Source organism: Micromonospora avicenniae, assembly GCF_900156065.1.
Classification (GTDB): domain Bacteria; phylum Actinomycetota; class Actinomycetes; order Mycobacteriales; family Micromonosporaceae; genus Micromonospora; species Micromonospora avicenniae.
Genome location: NZ_FTNF01000003.1, coordinates 97524 through 118407 on the forward strand (window position 1 = coordinate 97524; position 20884 = coordinate 118407).

The 20884-nt window shown below is 71.1% G+C and carries 21 protein-coding genes; 8 read left to right on the forward strand and 13 right to left on the reverse strand.

What is annotated here, in order from left to right; translation table 11 throughout:
• Nucleotides 1-6 precede the first annotated feature (6 nt).
• Nucleotides 7-672 carry a GNAT family N-acetyltransferase gene (locus BXA10_RS06130; protein ID WP_076468486.1) on the reverse strand — a complete coding sequence of 222 codons (666 nt, stop codon included), beginning with the start codon at nt 670-672 and terminating at the stop codon, nt 7-9.
• 287 nt (nt 673-959) lie between these two features.
• On the opposite strand from BXA10_RS06130, the gene BXA10_RS06135 reads away from it, so the two are divergent.
• Together BXA10_RS06135 and BXA10_RS06140 are read left to right on the forward strand one after the other, a co-directional pair.
• Nucleotides 960-2270 (forward strand): aminotransferase-like domain-containing protein, encoded by a 1311-nt coding sequence (locus tag BXA10_RS06135; RefSeq protein WP_076468488.1) that lies wholly within the window; start codon nt 960-962, stop codon nt 2268-2270.
• A gap of 7 nt (nt 2271-2277) precedes the next feature.
• A complete protein-coding gene (locus BXA10_RS06140) occupies nt 2278-3276 on the forward strand; it encodes a D-alanine--D-alanine ligase family protein (protein ID WP_076468490.1) in 999 nt (332 codons plus the stop codon).
• Between the two features lie 35 nt (nt 3277-3311).
• Here BXA10_RS06140 and BXA10_RS06145 read toward each other — a convergent pair whose 3' ends face one another.
• From BXA10_RS06145 to rpmH, 10 genes are all read right to left on the reverse strand, one after another.
• Nucleotides 3312-3854 (reverse strand): hypothetical protein, encoded by a 543-nt coding sequence (locus BXA10_RS06145; RefSeq protein ID WP_217696733.1) that lies wholly within the window; start codon nt 3852-3854, stop codon nt 3312-3314.
• 393 nt (nt 3855-4247) lie between these two features.
• Complete coding sequence (locus BXA10_RS06155; RefSeq protein WP_084752260.1) at nt 4248-5216, reverse strand: hypothetical protein; 969 nt, start codon at nt 5214-5216, stop codon at nt 4248-4250.
• Between the two features lie 552 nt (nt 5217-5768).
• Nucleotides 5769-6782, reverse strand: coding sequence for a ParB/RepB/Spo0J family partition protein (locus tag BXA10_RS06160; RefSeq protein ID WP_076468493.1), 1014 nt, complete (start codon nt 6780-6782; stop codon nt 5769-5771).
• A 27-nt stretch (nt 6783-6809) separates the two neighbouring features.
• Nucleotides 6810-8042: a ParA family protein gene (locus tag BXA10_RS06165; protein WP_076468495.1), complete on the reverse strand. Its 1233-nt coding sequence runs from the start codon at nt 8040-8042 to the stop codon at nt 6810-6812.
• A 371-nt stretch (nt 8043-8413) separates the two neighbouring features.
• Nucleotides 8414-9124 (reverse strand): 16S rRNA (guanine(527)-N(7))-methyltransferase RsmG, encoded by a 711-nt coding sequence (gene rsmG / locus BXA10_RS06170; protein ID WP_076469214.1) that lies wholly within the window; start codon nt 9122-9124, stop codon nt 8414-8416.
• A 139-nt stretch (nt 9125-9263) separates the two neighbouring features.
• Nucleotides 9264-9860 (reverse strand): Jag family protein, encoded by a 597-nt coding sequence (locus tag BXA10_RS06175; protein WP_076469216.1) that lies wholly within the window; start codon nt 9858-9860, stop codon nt 9264-9266.
• A 209-nt stretch (nt 9861-10069) separates the two neighbouring features.
• Nucleotides 10070-11047, reverse strand: a complete 978-nt coding sequence (gene yidC / locus BXA10_RS06180; protein ID WP_076468497.1) for a membrane protein insertase YidC — start codon at nt 11045-11047, stop codon at nt 10070-10072.
• On the reverse strand, nt 11044-11289 hold the full coding sequence (gene yidD, locus BXA10_RS06185) for a membrane protein insertion efficiency factor YidD (RefSeq protein ID WP_217696738.1): 246 nt from the start codon (nt 11287-11289) through the stop codon (nt 11044-11046). Before yidD ends, yidC begins: the two co-directional genes overlap by 4 nt.
• 44 nt (nt 11290-11333) lie before the next feature.
• Nucleotides 11334-11747 (reverse strand): ribonuclease P protein component, encoded by a 414-nt coding sequence (gene rnpA, locus BXA10_RS06190; RefSeq protein ID WP_076468501.1) that lies wholly within the window; start codon nt 11745-11747, stop codon nt 11334-11336.
• 37 nt (nt 11748-11784) lie between these two features.
• Complete coding sequence (gene rpmH, locus BXA10_RS06195) at nt 11785-11922, reverse strand: 50S ribosomal protein L34 (RefSeq protein ID WP_007073824.1); 138 nt, start codon at nt 11920-11922, stop codon at nt 11785-11787.
• A gap of 629 nt (nt 11923-12551) precedes the next feature.
• On the opposite strand from rpmH, the gene dnaA reads away from it, so the two are divergent.
• From dnaA to BXA10_RS06220, 5 genes are all read left to right on the forward strand, one after another.
• Nucleotides 12552-14351 (forward strand): chromosomal replication initiator protein DnaA, encoded by a 1800-nt coding sequence (dnaA, locus tag BXA10_RS06200; RefSeq protein ID WP_076468503.1) that lies wholly within the window; start codon nt 12552-12554, stop codon nt 14349-14351.
• A gap of 783 nt (nt 14352-15134) precedes the next feature.
• Nucleotides 15135-16268: a DNA polymerase III subunit beta gene (gene dnaN, locus BXA10_RS06205; RefSeq protein ID WP_076468506.1), complete on the forward strand. Its 1134-nt coding sequence runs from the start codon at nt 15135-15137 to the stop codon at nt 16266-16268.
• Nucleotides 16269-16306: 38 nt separating this feature from the next.
• On the forward strand, nt 16307-17179 hold the full coding sequence (gene gnd / locus BXA10_RS06210; protein WP_076468508.1) for a phosphogluconate dehydrogenase (NAD(+)-dependent, decarboxylating): 873 nt from the start codon (nt 16307-16309) through the stop codon (nt 17177-17179).
• A gap of 16 nt (nt 17180-17195) precedes the next feature.
• Nucleotides 17196-18329 (forward strand): DNA replication/repair protein RecF, encoded by a 1134-nt coding sequence (recF, locus tag BXA10_RS06215; RefSeq protein ID WP_076468510.1) that lies wholly within the window; start codon nt 17196-17198, stop codon nt 18327-18329.
• 190 nt (nt 18330-18519) lie between these two features.
• The gene (locus BXA10_RS06220; protein WP_076469219.1) at nt 18520-19059 is read left to right on the forward strand and encodes a DciA family protein; all 540 of its coding nucleotides are present in this window, start codon (nt 18520-18522) and stop codon (nt 19057-19059) included.
• 18 nt (nt 19060-19077) lie between these two features.
• Here BXA10_RS06220 and BXA10_RS06225 read toward each other — a convergent pair whose 3' ends face one another.
• Complete coding sequence (locus tag BXA10_RS06225) at nt 19078-19299, reverse strand: hypothetical protein (protein WP_076468512.1); 222 nt, start codon at nt 19297-19299, stop codon at nt 19078-19080.
• A 116-nt stretch (nt 19300-19415) separates the two neighbouring features.
• Between BXA10_RS06225 and BXA10_RS06230 the strand changes: the two genes are divergently transcribed.
• Nucleotides 19416-19871 (forward strand): MarR family winged helix-turn-helix transcriptional regulator, encoded by a 456-nt coding sequence (locus tag BXA10_RS06230; RefSeq protein ID WP_076469221.1) that lies wholly within the window; start codon nt 19416-19418, stop codon nt 19869-19871.
• A gap of 58 nt (nt 19872-19929) precedes the next feature.
• Here the strand turns inward: BXA10_RS06230 and BXA10_RS06235 are convergent, their stop codons facing one another.
• Entirely contained in the window at nt 19930-20511 is a 582-nt protein-coding gene (locus BXA10_RS06235; RefSeq protein ID WP_076468515.1) for a hypothetical protein, read from the reverse strand.
• Nucleotides 20512-20884: the final 373 nt, after the last annotated feature.

The following is a 20884-nucleotide window of genomic DNA, read 5'->3' on the forward strand; positions in this document are numbered from 1 at the left end:
CTCGGATCAGTTCGTGCTCGATCGGGTGGCAGCGGCGGGTCGGACGGGGCGGAGCAGACTCTCCGGGCTCATCGAGCCGAGCAGCTTCTCCAGCGCGTATTCGACGTCGGACTTCCAGCTCAGCGCGGTACGCAGCTCCAACCGGAGCCGAGGGAAGCGGGGATGCGGACGTACGGTTTTGAAGCCGACGGAGAGGAAGAAATCGGCCGGTGCGACGCAGGCACGGGAGTCGTCGGCCGCGTCACCGAACTTGGCGTCGCCGAACGCCTCGATCGCCTTGATCCCGCGCTTGGTGAGGTCCCGCGCGACACCCTGCACGAGCATCCGTCCCAACCCGCCGCCGGCGAAGGACGACACCACGTTCGCCGTCATCAGTAGCGCGGCGTCGGCCGAGACGGGCGAGGTGGGAAAGGCCATCGAACGGGGAACGTACGCCGGCGGGGCGTACATGACGAAGCCGGCCGGCATGCCGTCGACGTAGGCGAGTTTGCCGCACGACCCCCACTCGAGCAGGGTCTGGGAAACCCAGGCCTCCTTCTCCAGACCCGGATCACCGGCGGCGCAGGCCCGGTCGGCGGACACCGGATCCAGCTCCCAGTAGACGCACTGCCGACAAGGACGGGGCAGGTCCTCCAGCGTGTCCAGGGTCAGGTTGACCAGACGTCGCGACATTGGCGCACCCCACACTCAGGCTCGGTGGTGAACCGGCACGGAACGACAGCGCCGCCTTCCTGCCCCCGACGAGCGATCGTACGCCGCCAGCCGACCGTACGGGAGGGGACGCGCTAACGCCCACCGGAGCGGGTGACCGTCCGGGGAATGGACGCACCCGATGTCCGGTGACCGGCTAGGCGGATGCGGTCTAGGATCGAAAATCGGCGCCCCGTGCCGCCATGGTCGCCGGTGTCCGGGGTACACCCCCGGGCGGGAGTCCGCCCTCCAGCGATCGAGGTGATGTCATGGCCGGCACGACGCTCGACGACTACACCGACCGGTACGCCCGGCGCGTACGGGGCATGAAGGCCTCGGAGATCCGAGCCCTCTTCGCAGTGGCGAGTCGTCCGGAGGTCGTGTCGCTGGCCGGCGGCGCTCCCTACATCACGGCGCTGCCGCTGGACGCGGTGGGCGAGATGCTCGGCCGCCTGGGCTCCGAGCACGGCGCGACCACTCTGCAGTACGGCATCGGCCAGGGGACGCTGGAGCTGCGCGAGGGAATCTGCGAGGTGATGGCCCTCTCCGGGATCGACGCCGCCTGCGGCGCGTCGCCGGACGACGTGGTGGTCACGGTCGGCGGGCAGCAGGCGCTCGACCTGGTGGCCCGCCTCTTCCTGGATCCGGGTGACGTGGTGCTCGCCGAGGGCCCGACGTATGTCGGCGCGCTCGGGGTGTTCCAGGCTGCCCAGGCCCAGGTGGTACATGTGCCGATGGACTCCGACGGGCTCATCCCCGAGGCGTTGGAGGCCGCCATCGCCGAGCAGGCACGCACCGGCCGGCGGGTCAAGTTCCTCTACACCATCCCCACCTACCAGAACCCGACCGGCGTCACGCTCACCGAGGAGCGACGGGAGCGGGTCCTCGACATCTGCGAGCGCGCCGGTCTTCTCGTGATCGAGGACGACCCGTACGGTCAGCTGGGGTTCGAGGGCGAGGCGCCCGCGCCGCTGCGAGCCCGTCGACGAGAGGGCGTCTTCTACCTCGGCACCTTCTCCAAGACCTTCGCCCCCGGCCTGCGGGTCGGCTGGATCCTGGCGCCGCACGCGGTCCGCGACAAGCTGGTCATCGCGAGCGAGGCGCAGATCCTCTGCCCCAGCGGCTACGCGCAGGCCGCCGTCGCGACGTACCTCAACACCATGCCGTGGCGGGAGCAGCTGAAGGTCTACCGCGAGGTCTACCGGGAGCGCCGGGACGCGCTGCTCGACGCGCTCACCGACCTGATGCCGGAGGGCACCAGCTGGACCAGGCCCGGCGGGGGTCTCTTCGTGTGGGCCACGCTGCCCGCCGGCCTCGATTCGAAGGCGATGATGCCGCGTGCCGTCGCCGCACGCGTGGCGTACGTGCCGGGTACCGGCTTCTACGCCGACGGCTCCGGCGGCGGCCACATGCGGCTGAACTTCAGCTTCCCGCCACCGGAGCGGATCCGGGAGGGCGTGCGCCGGCTCGCCGGGGTGATGGAGCAGGAGATCGCCACGCGGCAGGTCTTCGGTGCGGTACGTGGCGAGGGTCCCCGCCGCCGGGCCGGTTCGGACACGCCGGGACCGGCCTTGGCATGATTCCGGCATGGGTAAGACCGCTGCCGACCGCCCCGAGCTGACCGAACCAGCCGGCCACGACGACCTGCACGTCCTGGTGCTCGCCGGCGGGCTCTCGTACGAGCGGGACGTCTCGCTGCGCTCCGGCCGCCGGGTGCTCGACGCACTCCGGGCGGTCGGCATGGACGTCGAACTCCGTGACGCCGACATCGCGCTGCTGCCGGCGTTGGCCGCCGACCCGCCGGATGCCGTCGTCATCGCCCTGCACGGCGCGACCGGGGAGGACGGCTCGCTGCGCGGCGTACTCGACCTCTGCGACGTCCCGTACGTCGGGTGCGACGCGCGGGCGTCCCGGTTGGCCTGGGACAAGCCCTCGGCGAAGACGGTGCTCCGCGAGGCGGGCATCCCCACTCCCGACTGGGTGGCGCTGCCGCACGACCGCTTCTCTGAACTGGGCGCCGTCGCCGTACTGGACCGGATCGTCGACCGGCTCGGCCTGCCACTCATGGTCAAGCCGGCGCAGGGCGGTTCCGGCCTGGGTGCCGCGGTGGTCCGGGAGAACGCGGCCCTGCCGGCCGCCATGGTGGGTTGCTTCGCGTACGGCTCGACGGCGCTCGTCGAGCGGTACGTCCCGGGAATGGACGTGGCCGTCTCAGTCCTCGACCTCGGCGACGGCCCGCAGGCCCTGCCGGCCGTGGAGATCGTGCCCCGCAACGGCGTGTACGACTACGCCGCCCGGTACACGGCCGGACGGACCACCTGGCACGCGCCCGCACGCCTCGACTCCGGGGTCGCGGCGAACGTGGCGGAGGTGGCCCTGGCCGCGCACCGCGCCCTGGGCCTGCGGGACCTGTCCCGGGTCGACCTCATCGTCGACGCCGACGGGCAGCCGCACGTGCTGGAGGTCAACGTGTCGCCGGGGATGACCGAGACGTCGCTGCTGCCGCTCGCCGTCGCGGCCGCGGGCCTGGACTTCGGGCAGGTGCTGAGCGCGCTCGTGGCCCGCGCCGCAGCCCGTCGGCCCTGACCTCCTCGGCACTGCGCGGCCGCAGTGTGAGGCGTTCACGGCCCGTAGGCGAGATTCGTGCCACCGCTGGCCTCGATCAGCCAGGACAGCGAGCCGCTGCCGAACGGCCAGCCGGTGGTGGCCACCTCGACCCAGCCGCCTCCCGATGAGTCGGTGCCCGCGTGCCACCACCACCAACTGCGATCGTCCCCGGCCCCTTCCTCGGTCGGGTCGAAGTAGTACAACCAACCCGACAGGGTCCACGGCCCCTCGCTGACGGCCGCTCTCTCCGTCGGCGTCATCGCCCGCCACTGCCGCAACCATGCCTCGACATCAAGGTGCTCGCTCGGCTCCGGCTCCCTGGGCTCAGGCGCGCACCGTTCGACGAACCAGGTCGGCAGCAGCTGGGGCCACCGCTCGAATGCGGGCCAGTCGCCTGTCCGCTCGACCACCCGCGTCAGCACCTCACGCGCATCGGCGATGACCCGGGCGGGATCCTCGGCGGTGAACCGGACCCGGACGAGAAACAGCCGCTGCTGGTCGTCCTCGGCCTCCAGGCCGGACCGGAGACGCCGCAGCTCGCCCTCCATGATCTCCACGGCGAGAAAGTGTGCACCACCACCGGCGTCGTCACACCTCAATACCGCCAGACCACAAGATCAGGGCCCGCAACTGCCGCCCGCTGCCGGCTCTCGCGGAGTTGCTCCGGGCGTTACGACCCCGTCCCGTACGTCGCAGCGAGGAGCCGGCGGAGTCGGCCGAACCGTGGTCCGACGAGGCCGTGAACGCCTGTCGGTCTTCGCGGCCGAGACGACGGTGGTGACCGGTGCTGGAGTCGACCGGAGTTCTGCGCGGTGGCTCGCCCCGGCCCCGGCCGAACCGCCGCCGCCCGCCGTCGTGGAGCTGGGCCCGGTGCGTGCCGTTTCCGCGCACTCGGTCCAGCCGACGCGGCCCGTGGACCCGTTGATCGGGTCGGTCGGGAAGTGCCGCGCCTAGGCCGGCTTCGCCGCTGCCACGTCGTCCTCGGGGCGCCTCGGCGAAGGCACCTTCGGCTGCCGTCCGGCTTCCCCGTCCGAGGCGTTCCCTGCAGCCTCAGAGCCCGCCAGAGGCGTCGGGCTCTCCGTCGCCTCCTCGACCACCGGGTGCTCTGCGGCAGCCCCGCTCCCGGGGACGTCGCCCGCGGAGAGCGCCTCCGCGTTGCCGTCGTCCTCGCCCTGCGGGCCCTCGTCGAGGGCCGAGCGGTCAGCGTCACCGTCGGCGTCGGCCTCGGCAGCAGCCATCCCCTCGCCGGTAGGCGTCTCCTCGGCAGCCTCGATCACCGAGGTCTCCGGCGCGGCCTCGGTATCCGTGTCGGGAATCGACGAGGCGATGCTGGACGGCGCCTGCCACTCGATCCGGGGCGGCTCCGCGAGCGGACGGCCGCCGAAGTCCGCCAGCCAGGCCGCAACCAGTGCGAGGTTCTCCCGCCACTTCGCCTCGGGGATCGGCGGCAGGATCGAGTCCCAGAGGGACAGGAACGTGCCACGCAGTTGAAGGCGACCGTACGGGCGGGCGAGGAACCACAGGTGCAGGTGCGCGGAGCCGTCGCCCCAGCGATTCACGTGAACCCGGGCCACGTCGTCCAGCGACCGGATCGCGCGCTCCAGCCGTACCGTCATCACACCCAGCTCGGCGGCGAGCAGGTTCGGCAGGTCGCCGAGGTCGAGGTGGGATCGGGTTTCCAGGATGAGGACCATCGGCAGACCGGTCGGCCGATCCATGGCGCGCACCCGCCACCGCTCACCGACCCAGATGTACGCCTCGTCGGGCGCGCCGCACGCGATGCATTCCCGGTTTCCCTCGCCCTTGCGGGGCGGCTCGACCGGGACCGGATCATCGATTTGCTTGACGCGAAGGTCGCCCTCGAAGGGGAATGAGGGCCACTGGGTGAAGTCCGGAACTGCGGGAGGGGTGTCGTGCACGAGGCTGACCCTAGTCGAGTCCGGCACCGCTGTCCCTACTCCGCAACGACCGATGTGACAGGCCCTCCAGAGCCGCTCCGGCGGGTCCGCGCCGGAGATATCCACAGGCCCCCGGAGGCCCGGTGTTCGCGCGTAATCCACAGGTACGCAAGGGGTTCCACGCGCTGTTTCACGTGAAACGGCAGTCGCCTGTGGATAACTGGTGTGGATAAGTTCGCCTGCCGCCGACACGCCCGCCCACCCCGCGTTCCGGGTGCTCCAGCGGCTCCGTTTCACGTGAAACGCCGGGGGGCCCGGCCGTTCCTCCCCGGAGGCGGCATCGACCTGAGTTCCGCGGACGGCGTACTCCCGCGCGACGCGGGACCGCACGACCTTCTCGCCCATCGTGTGTGCGTTCGGCGAGGGGACGGGCCCCTGAAAGCCCGAGCTGACCGTCCCGGTTCCACCGACGAGGCCGCGGCAGGGCAGCAGGGGTGCCGGTCGACGGCTGTCCCTGACAGCACGACGGCCGCCCACCCCGGCGAGGGTGCGCGGCCATCGGGGGCGGTCGCGTCAGGACTCGGACGACTCCTCGCTGACGCCGATGATCCCCACGATCCGCTCCAGGTCGTCGACCGTGGCGAACTCGATCGTGATCTTGCCCTTGCTCCGGCCGATATCCACCTTCACTCGGGTGTCGAAGCGGTCCGACAGCCGATCGGCCAGATCGTTGAGGGCCGGCGCGTGCGGCTTGGGACGCCGGTTGGCGGCCGAGGGCTTCGCCGGGCCGTCGTTCAGGGCGAGGGCGACGATCTCCTCAGTCGCACGGACGGAGAGGCCCTCGGCGACGATCCGCAGCGCGAGCTGCTCCTGCGCCTCCGCGTCGTCGAGGCTCAGCAGAGCGCGGGCGTGCCCGGCGGAGAGGATCCCGGCGGCGACCCGCCGCTGCACCTGGGCGGGGAGGTTGAGCAGCCGGATGGTGTTGGAGATCTGCGGGCGGCTGCGCCCGATCCGGCGGGCCAGCTCTTCGTGCGTGGCCCCGAACTCCTCCAGCAGCTGCTGGTAGGCGGCCGCCTCTTCCAGCGGGTTGAGGTTCGCCCGGTGGATGTTCTCCAGCAGTGCGTCCCGGAGCATCGCGTCGTCCCGCGTGTCCCGCACGATCGCCGGGATGTTCTCCCTACCGACCGCCTGGGCGGCCCGCCAGCGGCGTTCGCCCATCACCAGCTCGTACTTCTCGTCGTCGAGCTGGCGGACGACGATCGGCTGGAGGAAGCCGACCTCCTGGATCGAGGTCTTCAGCTCCTCGAGCGCCTCCTCGTCGAAGACCTGTCGGGGCTGTTTCGGGTTCGGCAGGATCGCGTCGACCGGGATCTCAGCGAACCGCGCTCCCGGCACCGGACTCAGCGTCGACTCGGGCTCCGGCGGCGCGACCGGTGCTTCGACAGCCGGCGGGGCGGCGGCCACCGCACCCGCGGCCGGCAGGTTGTTCGCCGGCTCGACGACCTCCGTTCCGGCAACCGGCGCCGGCCCGGTCGGGATGAGTGCTCCCAGACCTCGACCCAGGCCGCCCCGAGGACGGTTCTTCATGCCACGCCTCCAGACGACTCGTCCGCACTACGCATTCCGGCCCACCGGTTCCTTGACGCCTCGCTCGGCGATCTCCTGGGCTGCCTCGAAGTAGCTCGTGGCACCCCGCGATCCGGGATCGTAGGTCATCACGGACTGCCCGTAGCTGGGCGCCTCGGAGACGCGCACGTTCCGCGGAATGACCGCCTGCAGGACCTTGTCGCCGAAGTGGTTGCGGACGTCCTGCTCGACCGCGTCAGCCAGGCGGGTGCGCCGGTCGTACATGGTGAGCAGGATCGTGGAGACCTCGAGGCGCGGGTTGAGGTGCTGCCGGACCAGGTTGATGTTGTTGATGAGCTGGTTCAACCCTTCGAGCGCGTAGTACTCGCACTGAATGGGGATCAGCACCTCCTGGGCGGCCACCAACGCGTTCACGGTGAGCAGCCCGAGCGAGGGCGGGCAGTCGATGAAGACGTAGTCGAAGTGGCCGGGGTACGCGGCGATGGCGCGGGCGAGCCGGGACTCCCGGGCCACCACGGAGACCAACTCGATCTCGGCACCCGCGAGGTCGATGGTCGCCGGTACGCACCAGAGGTTGGGGATGCCCTCCACGCCCTGCGCCACCTCCTCCAGCGGCACGCTGTTGATGAGGCAGTCGTAGACGTCCGGCACGCCGGTGTGGTGCGGCACGTTCAACCCGGTGGAGGCGTTGCCCTGAGGGTCGAGGTCGACCACCAGCACCCGATTGCCGTGCAGCGCGAGCGCCACGGCCAGGTTGACGGTCGTGGTCGTCTTACCCACGCCGCCCTTCTGGTTCGCGACGCACATGACCCGGGTCCGCTCCGGTCGAGGCATCGTCACCTCGCCACTGGGGTTCAGGATCTGCACGGCGCGCATCGCCTCCATTGCCAACGGTGGGTCATCATCTTCGGCCGTTTCACGTGAAACGTACGAGGGATCAACCGGCGTGGCCTCGTACGGCTCGGCCGGGACAGCGGGGGTGTCGGGCGCTGCGGTGGCATCCGATACCGCATCGGGGGTGGGCTGTTGCGGGACGGCCTGCTCGATCCGAGCCGACGCCGTGGTGTTGCGCCGGGTCGTGGCCGACCGCGCCTCGGACGGTGCGTTCACCGGCCGCGGTACCGAGTCCGGCGGGCGGATCGCCTGCTGCTCTGGCCCGGACCCGTCCGGGGACCAGGCGGGGTAGCTGGTTTCACGTGAAACATGGTCGTTGGCCGACCTGTTCGTTCGTGGGTCGTCGTACCTGCCGTCGTCATGCACCTGTCATCCCTGCCCGCTTCGGATGGTCGGTCCGCATCCGTCAACTGGCCACGCCCGCACACGCCCTTCACGGTGTCCGTAGCCAGCGGGAGCGGCCGGGACCGTCAACGTCCGTCGCCATCCGCTCCACACTATCGACGCGCGGTCAGCCTACGGCGCACAGGCGCGGCCGGTCCACGTCGGGTTCTCATCCCTTCCTCCACCCGCAACGGTTCCAACGACCCAGGCACGTACCGGGAAAGGCTTGCGCCGCAACGGAACCGCTGGTCATCCAGCGCGGCGGCGACCACCGCGAGCCCTGCCGCTGCGAGCGCGACAGGTATCACAGTCGAGGCGGCCGCCGCTGACGGCACGACAGCTCGCTCGCGCCGTCAGCGACGGCGCGAGCGGCCACCCCGGGACCGCTTGGCGGCCGCCGTCCGGGCCGGACCCACGACCCGCTCCCGTACGACCTCCACCACGGTGGTCGGCGGGTCGATCACTCCGACGCCGCAGAGGTGCACGGTCGGCTCCCCGCCGCCGAGCTTCGCGACAGCGGCCTCGTGCTCGACGATCTCCTCGGCCGCCGAGGCGCCCTTGAGCGCGACCAGGCGCCCGTTCGGCACGGCGAGCGGTAGGCACCAGGCCGCGAGCCGGTCCAGCGGAGCAACGGCGCGAGCGGTGACCACGTCTCCGCGCAGCGGGGCCATGCCGTTCGCGCCGGTGGCCGCCTCCTCGGCCCGACCACGGAACACCCGGACGGACCCGCCCAGCCCGAGCCGCTCCACCACCTCGATCAGGAACGAGGTACGTCGGGCCAGCGGCTCGATCAGGGTCACCGCCAGGTCGGGGCGCGCGATCGCCAGGACGAGACCAGGCAGGCCGGCACCGGAGCCGACGTCCAGCACCTCGATGCCCTCCGGAATCCGCTCGGCCACCGCCGCGCAGTTCAGCAGGTGACGGTCCCAGATCCGGGGGGCCTCCCGGGGGCCGATCAGGCCGCGGACCACCCCGTCGGTGGCGAGCAGTTCGGCGTACGCGGCGGCGATGTCGAGGCGGTCACCGAAGAGTGCCCGGGCCGCATCGGCCAGCTCCACCGGCAACGTGGCGACGGCGGGGTCGGGGGTGTCCGCCGTACCGGAGGAACGCGAGAAACGTTCCGAGGGGTCGCCGGGCCGGACAGCCGACGGCCCGGGTGAGGTGCCACCCGGGCCGGTCGCGGCGTCTTCGTGGGTCACCCGGTCAGTCCACCGGCCGGACGACGATACGACGGTTCGGCTCGACGCCTTCCGACTCGCTCTCCACGCCGGCGATCGCGTTGACCACGTCGTGCACGCACTTGCGCTCGAAGGCGGACATCGGCTCCAGCCGCACCGACTCGCCGTACTCCTTGACCTTCTCCACCGCGTTGCGGGCCACCGCGGCGAGTTCCTTGCGCCGGGTGGCGCGGTAGCCGCCGACGTCGAGCAGCAGCCGGCTCGGCGTACCGGTCTGCCGGAAGACGGCGAGCCGCGTCAGCTCCTGGAGCGCTTCGAGGGTGGCACCGCGCTGGCCGACGAGGCTCTGCAGCCTGGCGCCGACGACCTCGACCACCGGGCGCCCACCGGATACCAGCTCGTCGATGTCGCCGTCGTAGTCGAGGATGTCGAGCAGACCCTCGACGTAGTCGGCCGCGATCTCGCTCTGCCGGAACAGGTCGCTTTCGGCCGGGGCCTTCTTCTCCCGGCCTGCGCCGTTGGCCTCCTCGGCCTCGACCTCGGTGTCGTCGCCGGACGCGACGGGAGCCGTCCCCTCCTCGTCCAGGGACTCGTCGGCGCGGGGGATGCTGGTATCGGTCACGGTGTCATCTCCGTACTCGCTCGGCCGGACCGTCGGTCCGCTGGTCTCCCGGGCCCGGCTGGAGGTCGCCGGTGCCACGGGCACGTCTGTATGGGCAGTTTCGCCCGTGCCCGCGTCGCGCGCGGTGTGTTCCGCCCGGCGCCGGCCGTACGGCGGCTGCACGGTGCGGAACGGGCCGCCGACGGTCTCCCGCGGCGGCCCGGATCACGTCAGCCCTGCCGCTTGGCGGGGCGCCCCTTCTTCGGGTTGGCCGGCTTCGCGCCCGGCTTCGGGGCGGCGACCTTCGGGGCGGCGGCCTTGGTCGGCACCTGCGGGGCGGGCTTGCGGCCGAACAGGCCACTCGTCTTGGCCGGCTGCGCCGGGTTGCGGGTCGCCGTCGCGGCCTTCGAGGCGGTGGGCGGCGGCGGGTACTTGCGGAGCACCCACTGCTGCTGGCCGAGCGTGAAGAGGTTGTTGGTGACCCAGTAGATGATCACACCGATCGGGAAGATCGAACCGGACACCAGGAGCGAGAGCGGGATGCCGTAGAGCATCAGCCGCTGGATCATCCGCTGCTGCGGGTCCTCGGCCCAGCCGGTCTTGAGGATCATCTGGCGGCTGGTGAGGTAGGTGGTACCCATCATCACCAGGACCAGGACGCCGGCGATGAGCTTGACGGTGGTGCCGTTCGCGCCCAGGTTGGCCAGTTCTTGGGGGGTCGAGCCGAAACGGCCGGAGATCGGGGCGGTGAAGAGCTTCGCGCTCGAGGCGCTGTTGAACTGGTCGACGGTCCAGCCGTACAGCGTCTTGAGCTGGTTGTCCGGGTTGAGCCGCTTGAGCGTGTGGAACAGGCCGAGGAAGACGGGGATCTGGAGGAACATCGGAAGGCAGCCCATGAGGGGGTTGGCCTTTTCCTTCCGGTAGAGCTCCATCATCTCCTTCTGGAGCGTCTCCCGGTCACCCTTGTGCTTCTCCTGCAGCGCCTTGACCTGGGGCTGCAACGCCTGCATCGCGCGCTGCGACTTGATCTGCTTGACGAAGACCGGGAACAGGATCACCCGGACGGTGACCACCAGGAAGAAGATGGCCAGGATCCAGGCGAAGTTCGTGCCGATGACGGCGTCGACGGGCACTCCGATGGCATCCCAGGCCGAGTGCCAGGTCAGCAGGATCCACGAAATCGCGTAGTAGATCCAGTCGAGACTCAATTCGGAGCTCCAGTCACATCGGCACGGCGGCGACCGCCCGGCTCCGGTACCGGGTCATGTCCACCTGGGTGGAAGGGATGGCAGCGCAACAACCGCCGGACCGCCAGCCCGGTCCCGCGGACCGCGCCGTGCCGGCCCACCGCCTCTAGCGCGTACGCACTGCACGACGGGTAGAACCGACAGCGGGCCGGCAGTGCCGGACTTATCCAACGACGGTACGCGATGATGGGCCCGATCAGCACACGGGCGGCCAGGCTGTCGGACCGGGGAGCGGCGGAACCGAGACTCACCGGCGCCGCCTCCGGGCCACCTGGGCGGCGGCGATCGCGGCGTCCAGGTCGGCGCCGAGCCGCGGGTAGGACACGTCGGCGGCCTCGGGGAGCGCTCGGACGACCAACGTGCTGCCCGGGGGCAGTTCGCCCAGCCGTTCGCGGACGAGGTGCCGCAGGCGGCGGCGGACCCGGTTACGAACGACCGCCGGCCCGACGGCCTTGGATACGACGAAGCCGGCGCGAGTCGGCGCGGACGACTGCTCCGCGCCGGCGTTCCGCGCCGGCTCCGACGAGGTCGGTGTCGCTGGCTCGGGAGAGATCGGCAGGGTCAGGTGCACCACGACCGCGCCACGGCCGGCGCGTCGGCCACCCCGGACCGCTGCGGCGAAGTCGGTGCTGCGCCGCAGTCGCTGCGCGGCGGCCAGCACGACTGCCTCACGTCTCCCCGGACCTGCCCGGTCGGCCTCAGGCCGACAGGCGGGCGCGGCCCTTGGCGCGACGGGTCGAGAGGATGGCCCGCCCGGCCCGGGTGCGCATGCGCAGCCGGAAGCCGTGGGTCTTGGCGCGCCGGCGGTTGTTCGGCTGGTAGGTGCGCTTGCTCACGTCAGGCTCTCCGTTGTCCTACGTCCCGGGACGGTGAAGACCCGGGAGTCGTGTGGTGGTCCAGGCCACTACGCGGTGGCCTCCAATCGGCGCTGCCCGACGACGCGGCACCTCACCGATTCGGGGAGACCTACGCGGGCAGCAAGCACCCATCACCCTAGCAGAGGGCGTGAGAGCAGCCGCTCCAGCCTACGCAGGGAGGCAATGACCGTCAAACGGCACCGCCCGGGCCGGTACGGACGCACCGACGACCGTAGCGGCGGTTTTCACTCATACCGCGAACGCGGGGGCCGCGTCGCCGGTTGATGGCGCAGGGACAACGCTGTTACCGTGCCCGATTGCGGTCGGCGTCGGGGGTTGAATCGTCGACGACCGGCAAGACCGGACAAGGTAGTGAATCGTTCGGCACGGTGTACCCGCTTCAGCGCCCGATCAGGCAGGGGCAGGTCCCACCCGCGTCCGACGAACGGCCACAATCGGTCGGTACACAGGCTGTGGATAACTTGTGGACGACGACTGGTCGGCCGTTCGGGTGGTAAAAGCGCCATCCGCGCTCACGCGGCGGGCCCGCGACGGCCGGCTGGCAGACAGCGACGGCCGGGGAGCAGAGGCGAGGGGGTGGCACGACGGTGGCCGGTTCGACCGACCTTGCCGCGGTGTGGACGGCGACGACCGACGAGCTCGCCGACGAGATCATCTCCGCGCAGCAGCGGGCCTACCTCCGGCTGACCCGACTGCGCGCGATCGTCGAGGACACCGCGCTGCTCTCCGTACCGGACGCCTTCACCCGGGACGTGATCGAGTCTCGGCTGCGCCCGGCGATCACCGAGGCGCTCACCCGCCGTCTCGGCCGGCCGATCCAGGTGGCGGTCACCGTACGGGTCGCCGAGGACCCGGCCGGGCGACCGGCCGGAACCGTCTACCGCAGCACCCCGGAACCAGGGCCGGTCGATCTGGAGGTGGGGCCGGCAGATCTGCTCGACGCGCCCCACCCGGCCGCACGGCCGGACCCGCCGATCCCCGAACAGCCGCAGCCGGAACGCACGCTGGACCATTCGCCGCAACTCGTCGAACCGCACCACCCGGACTTCGGTACGGGCCGGGACGCGCAGGAGACGCTGTTCAGCACCGCGTTCGCCGACCCGGGGCCGGCTCCGGCACCTCGGGCCGCACCGGAGCGGCGCGCCTTCGACGAACAGGCCGCTCGGCTCGATCCGCCGGGCCCGGACGCCCGCTCCTACGAACCCCGGTACCGCGAGGAAGCCCCGTCGCCGCGTGATCAGCACGTGATCCGGGCGCTGCCCCGCGACGGTGGGACCGACAGCGGCCCCGGCCGTGGTGGCGCGGATCACCGGTCGGTGCTGCGGGACGACCGCCGGCTGCCGGGAGCCGACACGGGCGGAAACCGGCTGAACCCGAAGTACATGTTCGAGACGTTCGTCATCGGCTCGTCGAACCGCTTCGCGCACGCCGCGTCGGTCGCGGTGGCCGAATCACCGGCGAAGGCGTACAACCCGCTGTTCATCTATGGCAGCTCCGGGCTCGGCAAGACCCACCTGTTGCACGCCATCGGGCACTACGCCACGACCCTCGGGAACGCCCGCTCGGTCCGGTACGTCTCGACCGAGGAATTCACCAACGACTTCATCAACTCGCTGCGGGACGACAAGACCAGCGCGTTCCAGCGGCGCTACCGGGACGTGGACATCCTCCTGATCGACGACATCCAGTTCCTGGAGAACCGGGAGCGGACCCAGGAGGAGTTCTTCCACACCTTCAACACCCTGCACAACGCCAACAAGCAGATCGTGATCACCTCCGACCGCTCGCCGAAGCAGCTGGCGACCCTGGAGGACCGGCTGCGTACCCGGTTCGAGTGGGGCCTGCTCGCCGACATCCAGCCGCCGGACCTGGAGACGCGAATCGCGATCCTGCAGAAGAAGGCGGCCCAGGAGCGGCTCTACGCGCCGCCGGACGTGCTGGAATTCATCGCCTCCCGGGTGTCGAACTCGATCCGCGAGCTCGAGGGCGCGCTGATCCGGGTGACCGCGTTCGCGAGCCTCACCCGGTCGACGGTCGAGCTGTCCCTGGCCGAGGAGGTGCTGCGGGACTTCATCCCCGACGGCGCCGGCCCGGAGATCACCGCCGACCAGATCATGGTCTCCACCGCCGACTACTTCGGGGTGAGCCTGGAGGATCTGCGCGGGCACTCCCGGTCCCGGGTCCTCGTCAACGCCCGCCAGGTGGCCATGTACCTCTGCCGGGAGTTGACCGACCTTTCGCTGCCCCGGATCGGGCAGGCGTTCGGTGGACGCGACCACACCACGGTCATGCACGCCGACCGGAAGATCCGGCAGCAGATGGCCGAGCGCCGCTCGCTCTACAACCAGATCGCCGAGCTGACCAACCGGATCAAGCAGAACACCTGAGGCGTACGCGGGCCGCACGCGCGGCCGCGATGCGCGACCGAGTGACCCGAGCCCCGCCCACGGCGGGGCTCGACGTTTTCCACAGCCGGTCGCTTGACCCTCGAGCCGGTCGAACCCACAGGATCGGGGCCGTGTCCGTCCACCGCCCGCGATCGTTGTCCACATCCCGTTGTCCACCGACGGTGGATAACTACGCTGGGTCCGCTCTCGATTTACCCACAGGTTGTGGACAACTCCTGGGGACAGGGTGTGGACGCCTGGGGACAACGGGGCCGTCATCCACCGATGACGGCCGACCTGTGGGCAAGCTGTTGAAGGTTCTGGGGATGACGACGGATCCGACGGTCCGGACGATCCACAGGCCTGGGGAGAAAGTCGGTGGATTGACGGTGGATAACCGGTGGACAACGGTGGACAACCTGGGGGTTAACGCGGCCTGTGGACCGGCACCCGGGTTTATACCCGGGTTCTCCACAGCCAACTCACCGGTGGATAAGCTGTCTCACCTGCGCAAACGCTGGTTCTCCACAGTTTGCACAGGTGCGATGAAGACGATGAGTTATCTCTTCTGAAAAAACAAAAACCAATCATCACCGTTGGACTTTCTGTGGATCGGGCCGGACGCTGCCGAGGCAGCGGTGAGCAGGGACTCCCTCCGTGGGGTCGGGCACACAGCCGATGTCGTCGCGTCTTAAGGTGCGATGAGTACCCGCCCCGTCGGGCGGGTCGGCAGGCAGCGGTCGGCATGAGAGAGTTGTTGTCGACGTCGACGCGGAGGCATTGATGAAGTTCCGAGTGGAGCGCGACGCGCTCGCCGAGGCCGTGGCCTGGACCGCGAAGAGCCTGCCCAACCGGCCGTCCGTTCCGGTGCTGGCCGGCGTGATGCTCCGGGTCACCGACGGCAACCTGCAGGTGTCCGGGTTCGACTACGAGGTCTCCAGCCAGGTGACCGTCGAGGTGCAGGGGGACGCCGACGGCGCGGCGCTGGTCAGCGGCCGGCTCCTCGCCGAAATCACCAAGGCCCTGCCGGCCAAGCCGGTGGACATCGCCGCGGTCGGCGCCCACCTCGAGCTGGTCTGCGGCAGCGCCCGGTTCACCCTGCCCACGATGCCGGTGGAGGACTACCCGTCCCTGCCGGAGATGCCGGAGAGCGCCGGCACCATCGACGCCGCCACCTTCGCCGCCGCGGTCGCCCAGGTCGCCATCGCCGCCGGGCGGGACGAGACCCTGCCGATGATGACCGGTGTCCGGATCGAGCTGTCCGGCAGCACCCTGGCGATGCTCGCCACCGACCGTTACCGGCTGGCGCTGCGCGAGATCCAGTGGAACCCGGACGACTCGGATGTGAGCATCAACGCCCTGGTGCCCGCGCGTACCCTGCACGACACCGCCAAGGCACTGGGTCCGATCGGCGGCGAGGTCACGCTGGCGCTGGCCGCCGGCGGTGCCGGCGAAGGCATGATCGGCTTCGCCGGAGGCACCCGGCGTACGACCAGCCGCCTGCTCGACGGCGCCAACTACCCGCCGGTCCGCTCGCTCTTCCCGAGCAGCCACAACGCCGAAGCCCGGGTGCCGGTCAGCACCCTGATCGAGGTCGTCAAGCGCGTGGCGCTGGTCGCCGAGCGGACCACCCCGGTGCTGCTCAGCTTCAGTGCGGACGGGCTCGTCGTCGAGGCCGGTGGGTCCGAGGAGGCACGCGCCAGCGAGGCGATGGAGGCCACCTTCACCGGCGACCCGCTCACCATCGGCTTCAACCCGCAGTATTTGATCGACGGCCTGGCCAACCTGGGCGCACAGACCGCAGTACTCTCGTTCGTCGACGCCTTCAAGCCCGCGGTGATCTCGCCCGCCGGGGAGGATGGCGAGGTCGTACCGGGGTATCGCTACCTCATCATGCCGATCCGCGTGTCTCGCTGATCGCGCCCGCAACACCCACGCACCGGAGGTAAGAACACATGCAGCTCGGCCTGGTAGGACTCGGCCGGATGGGCGGCAACATGCGCGAGCGGTTGCGCGCCGCCGGCCACGAGGTGGTCGGTTTCGACCACAACGCGGAGCTGAGCGACGTTGCGTCCCTCGCGGAGCTGGCGGAGAAGCTCGAATCGCCGCGGGCCGTCTGGGTGATGGTCCCGGCCGGCGTCACCGACGAGACCATCGACGCGCTCGCCGAGGTGCTCGGCGAGGGCGACATCGTCATCGACGGCGGCAACTCGCGGTTCAGCGACGACGCCCCCCGGGCCGAGCGGCTGAACGAGCAGGGCATCGGCTACATCGACGTCGGGGTCTCCGGCGGCGTCTGGGGCCGGCAGAACGGCTACGCGCTGATGGTCGGTGGCGCCGAGGAGCACGTCGCCCGGCTGATGCCGATCTTCGAGTCGCTCAAGCCGGAGGGCGAGTTCGGTTTCGTGCACGCCGGCCCGGTCGGAGCCGGTCACTACGCGAAGATGGTGCACAACGGCATCGAGTACGGCCTGATGCACGCGTACGCCGAGGGCTACGAGCTGCTGGCCGCCTCCGAGCTGGTCACCAACGTGCCGGGCGTCTTCAAGTCGTGGCGTGAGGGCACCGTCGTCCGCTCCTGGCTGCTCGACCTGCTCGACCGGGCCCTCGACGAGGACCCGGAGCTGACCGAGCTGAGCGGCTACACCGAGGACACCGGCGAGGGACGGTGGACGGTGGACGAGGCGGTCCGGCTGGCCGTGCCGCTGAACGTCATCACCGCCTCGCTGTTCGCCCGGTTCGCCTCTCGTCAGGAGGACTCGCCCGCGATGAAGGCGGTGGCCGCGCTGCGTCAGCAGTTCGGCGGGCACGCCGTCCACAAGCGCTGAGCGGTTTCCACAACCTGTGTACGTCCGCCGGCTGGAACTGGTCGACTTCCGCTCGTACGAGCGGATCGGCGTGGACCTGGAGCCGGGGGCGAACGTCCTGATCGGCGCCAACGGCGTCGGTAAGACGAACCTGATCGAGGCGCTCGGCTACGTGGCGACCCTGGACAGCCACCGGGTCGCCACGGACGCGCCGCTGGTACGGATGGGCGCCGGTTCGGCGGTGATCCGGTGCGCGATCGTGCACGACGAGCGGGAGCTGCTGGTCGAGCTGGAGATCGTTCCGGGTAAGGCGAACCGGGCACGGCTGGGCCGTTCCCCGGCTCGTCGGGCGCGGGACGTCCTCGGCGCGCTGCGGCTGGTGCTCTTTGCTCCGGAGGACCTCGAACTCGTCCGGGGTGATCCGGCCGAGCGCCGCCGTTACCTGGACGACCTGCTGGTCAGCCGGCAGCCACGGTTCGCCGGGGTGCGGGCCGACTACGAGCGGGTGGTCAAGCAGCGCAACGCCCTGCTGCGCACCGCGTACCTGGCCCGCAAGACGGGCGGGTCGCGGGGCGGCGACCTGTCCACCCTCGCCGTCTGGGACACGCACCTGGCCCGCCACGGGTCGGAACTGCTCGCCGGCCGGTTGGAGCTGGTCGCGGCGCTGACCCCACACGTGGCGAAGGCGTACGACGCGGTCGCCGCGGGGCGCGGGGCCGCCGGCATCGCGTACCGGCCGTCGGTGGAGCTGGCCGAGCCGACCCTGGACCGGGCAGCGCTCGCCGAGGCGCTGACGGCCGCGCTGGCCGAGTCGCGGTCGGCGGAGATCGAGCGGGGGACCACGCTGGTCGGTCCGCATCGGGACGAGCTGGCGCTCACCCTCGGTCCGCTGCCCGCGAAGGGGTACGCGAGCCACGGCGAGTCATGGTCGTTCGCGCTGGCGCTGCGCCTGGCCGGGTACGACCTGCTGCGCGCCGACGGGATCGAGCCGGTGCTGGTGCTCGACGACGTCTTCGCCGAGCTGGACGCCGGGCGTCGGGAGCGGCTGGCCGAGCTGGTCGGCGGGGCTAGCCAGCTGCTGGTGACCTGTGCGGTCGACGACGACGTGCCCGCCGCGCTGCGGGGCGCTCGATACGCGGTGGGCGACGGGACGGTGAGCCGTGTCGGATGATCCGGAGGGCACCGGGGACGGTGGCACGGGCACGAATGGACCGAGTCGCGCCGTGCCGGCCGGGCGCCGCGGTGCGCGTACCCCTGGCGACGGCGGAACCGACCAGCGTGACCGGGCCGCCGCCCGGGGCGCGACCGGCTCGGACGCCGCGGCCGGCGACGGCGGGCTCCGGGCGGACGGCCCCGACCCGATCGGTGCCGTCGGTGGCACCGACCCGGACGGACCGTCGGGGCCGCAGTTGGCGCGTGCGGTGCTCGATGCGGCGAAGGCGCGACGGGATGCGAAGCCCACGACCCGCCGGCGGGGCTCGACCGGCGGTGGTGGTGGCGCCGGCGAGCGGCGGATGCGCGGCTACTCGGGTCCCGGGCCGGATCCGCGTGACCCGCAGCCGCTCGGTGCCGTGCTGGACCGGCTGGTGAAGGCCCGGGGCTGGCAGCAGCCGGCGGCGGAGGCGACGGTGTTCGGCGCGTGGGAGCGGGTGGTCGGGCCGGAGGTGGCGCAGCACAGCCGCCCGGTGAAGCTGGAGAACGGGGAACTGACCGTCGAGGCGCGCAGTACCGCCTGGGCGACCCAGCTGCGTCTGCTCGCCGGTTCACTGTTGAAGCAGATCGCTCGCGAGGTCGGCCACAACGTGGTGCGCAAGCTGCACATCCACGGTCCGGCCGCGCCGTCGTGGTCCCGTGGGCCGCGCCGGGTCCGTGGTCGCGGCCCGCGGGACACGTACGGCTGATCGCGGTTTCGCGGCGGCTCAGTTGCCGTTGCGGGCCTCGCGGGCGGCGCGCTTGCGTTCCCGCTGCTCCCGGCTGTAGCGCTTGCGGTTCTCCAGGTCCTGCTTCCACATTTCCCGGGCCACCGCCGAGCCGCCCTGGACGGCACCCTGGACCTCGGCCGGACCGGCCAGGTGCTTGTACGCCCACCTCATGAGCCGGCCGCCCTCACCCGGCTTCTGGACCGGCTTCTCCTCGCCCATCGCCACCCCACCTCCCTGATGGTTGGACTACCAACAATTGGTGTACCAATAGTTGGGGCACCAATTGCCGGTACGATAGCACCGGTCTACGAGGGGGGCGAGTAGTGCGCGACGAGATGGCCGACCGGGATCCGCTGGCCCTGGAGGAACAGGTCTGCTTCGCGCTCTCGGTCGCCGCGCGCAGCGTCGTCGCGGTCTACCGCCCGCTGCTTGAGCCGATGGGACTGACTCATCCCCAGTACCTGGTGATGCTGGCGCTCTGGCAGTACGCCCCGCTCTCCGTGCGCGAGCTCAGCCGGCTGCTGCAACTGGACCCGGGCACCCTTTCCCCGCTGCTGAAGCGGCTGGAGGCGACCGGCTACGTCCATCGCGAGCGGGCCGCCGCCGACGAGCGCAGCCTCGCCGTCACGCTGACCGCCGCCGGAGAGGCACTGCGGGCGCAGGCGGAGCAGATCCCGGCGGCGATCGTGGAGCGGCTCGGACTGCCGGTGGCGGAGCTGCGCCAGCTGCACGCCGCGCTCACCACCGTCATCGCCGCCGCGAACCGCGCCGAGGCCGTGCCGCTCTCCTGACGGAAAAGCGTTGCTCCGCCGGGCGCGGCCGGGGGTGGGCCCGGCAGCGGTCCGCCCGTCAGGAGTGCGTCGCCCGGCGCGGGGCGGCCGACTCGGCGTAGACGGCGAAGCCGCGGTCGGCACAGCGCCGGTAGAAGGCGGCCAGGACCCCCAGTTCGGCGCAGGTGAAGTTCCACTGCGGCGGCTCACCGCTCTCGTCGCGCAGGCCGTCGAGCCGCCCGTCCAACCAGCGCAGCTGCTGCTCGGCCAGGCGTCCGTCACCGAGCAGTTCGCGCAGTACCGCGCTCACCGACTCGAACGTCACCGTCTCGCCGTGCTGTCGGTGCCCGGCGACGAACCGCTCGATGCCGTCGGCGATCCAACCGCAGCCGTCCGGGTCGATCACCGGATCCTCGTCCTCCGCCGCGGCGTCTGTGGCGTAGAGCACACCCTCCAGACCGAGCAGCAGGTCGACCAGTTCCGTGTACGCGGTCGCCCGGACCGTGCCGGTCTTCGCGATCAATTCGGCCAGCGCGGCTGTCGGCGCGGAGATCCTCGGCAGATCGACGATCTCGCCGAAGTCGACGAACTCGGCCGGTGCGACCGGGTCGTAGAAGCGGCCGGTACGCGGCCAGTGGACCGCGACGTTGTCCAGCCCCATCTGGGGTCACCTCTTAACAGCACGTGTGGGGTTGATCGGGTCGATCGTCCGGTTCCAGCCGAGAAAGATCAAGTCCGGTTCGGGACCGCCGCCAACGTACGGCACCACCGGCGGCTCCGCGACCCCTCGACCCACCCGACCCCGGGTGCACTCGCGAGCGGCACGGCCCGTCGATCTTGGCCTGGCGCGTGGGGGGAGTCGTGGACGCGGCGATTCGGCCCGCTACGGAGTTCTCAGCCCTTCTGCGAGGGTGCCGAGTGGCGGTTCTACCCCCAACGCACAGTAAGATTGGCGTAGAGACGAAGACCCGGTGCGGAGCGAGGAGACACGGGCCCCGAAAGGGCCCGCGATCATTGTCCACGGCGGGTCGAGC

Coding starts and splice junctions, on each gene's coding strand:
- BXA10_RS06130 (WP_076468486.1), bottom strand. CDS start 672: ATGTCGCGACGTCTGGTCAACCTGACCCTGGACACGCTGGAGGACCTG.
- BXA10_RS06135 (WP_076468488.1), top strand. CDS start 960: ATGGCCGGCACGACGCTCGACGACTACACCGACCGGTACGCCCGGCGC.
- BXA10_RS06140 (WP_076468490.1), top strand. CDS start 2,278: ATGGGTAAGACCGCTGCCGACCGCCCCGAGCTGACCGAACCAGCCGGC.
- BXA10_RS06160 (WP_076468493.1), bottom strand. CDS start 6,782: ATGAAGAACCGTCCTCGGGGCGGCCTGGGTCGAGGTCTGGGAGCACTC.
- dnaN (WP_076468506.1), top strand. CDS start 15,135: ATGAAGTTCCGAGTGGAGCGCGACGCGCTCGCCGAGGCCGTGGCCTGG.
- gnd (WP_076468508.1), top strand. CDS start 16,307: ATGCAGCTCGGCCTGGTAGGACTCGGCCGGATGGGCGGCAACATGCGC.
- BXA10_RS06225 (WP_076468512.1), bottom strand. CDS start 19,299: ATGGGCGAGGAGAAGCCGGTCCAGAAGCCGGGTGAGGGCGGCCGGCTC.
- BXA10_RS06230 (WP_076469221.1), top strand. CDS start 19,416: ATGGCCGACCGGGATCCGCTGGCCCTGGAGGAACAGGTCTGCTTCGCG.
- BXA10_RS06235 (WP_076468515.1), bottom strand. CDS start 20,511: ATGGGGCTGGACAACGTCGCGGTCCACTGGCCGCGTACCGGCCGCTTC.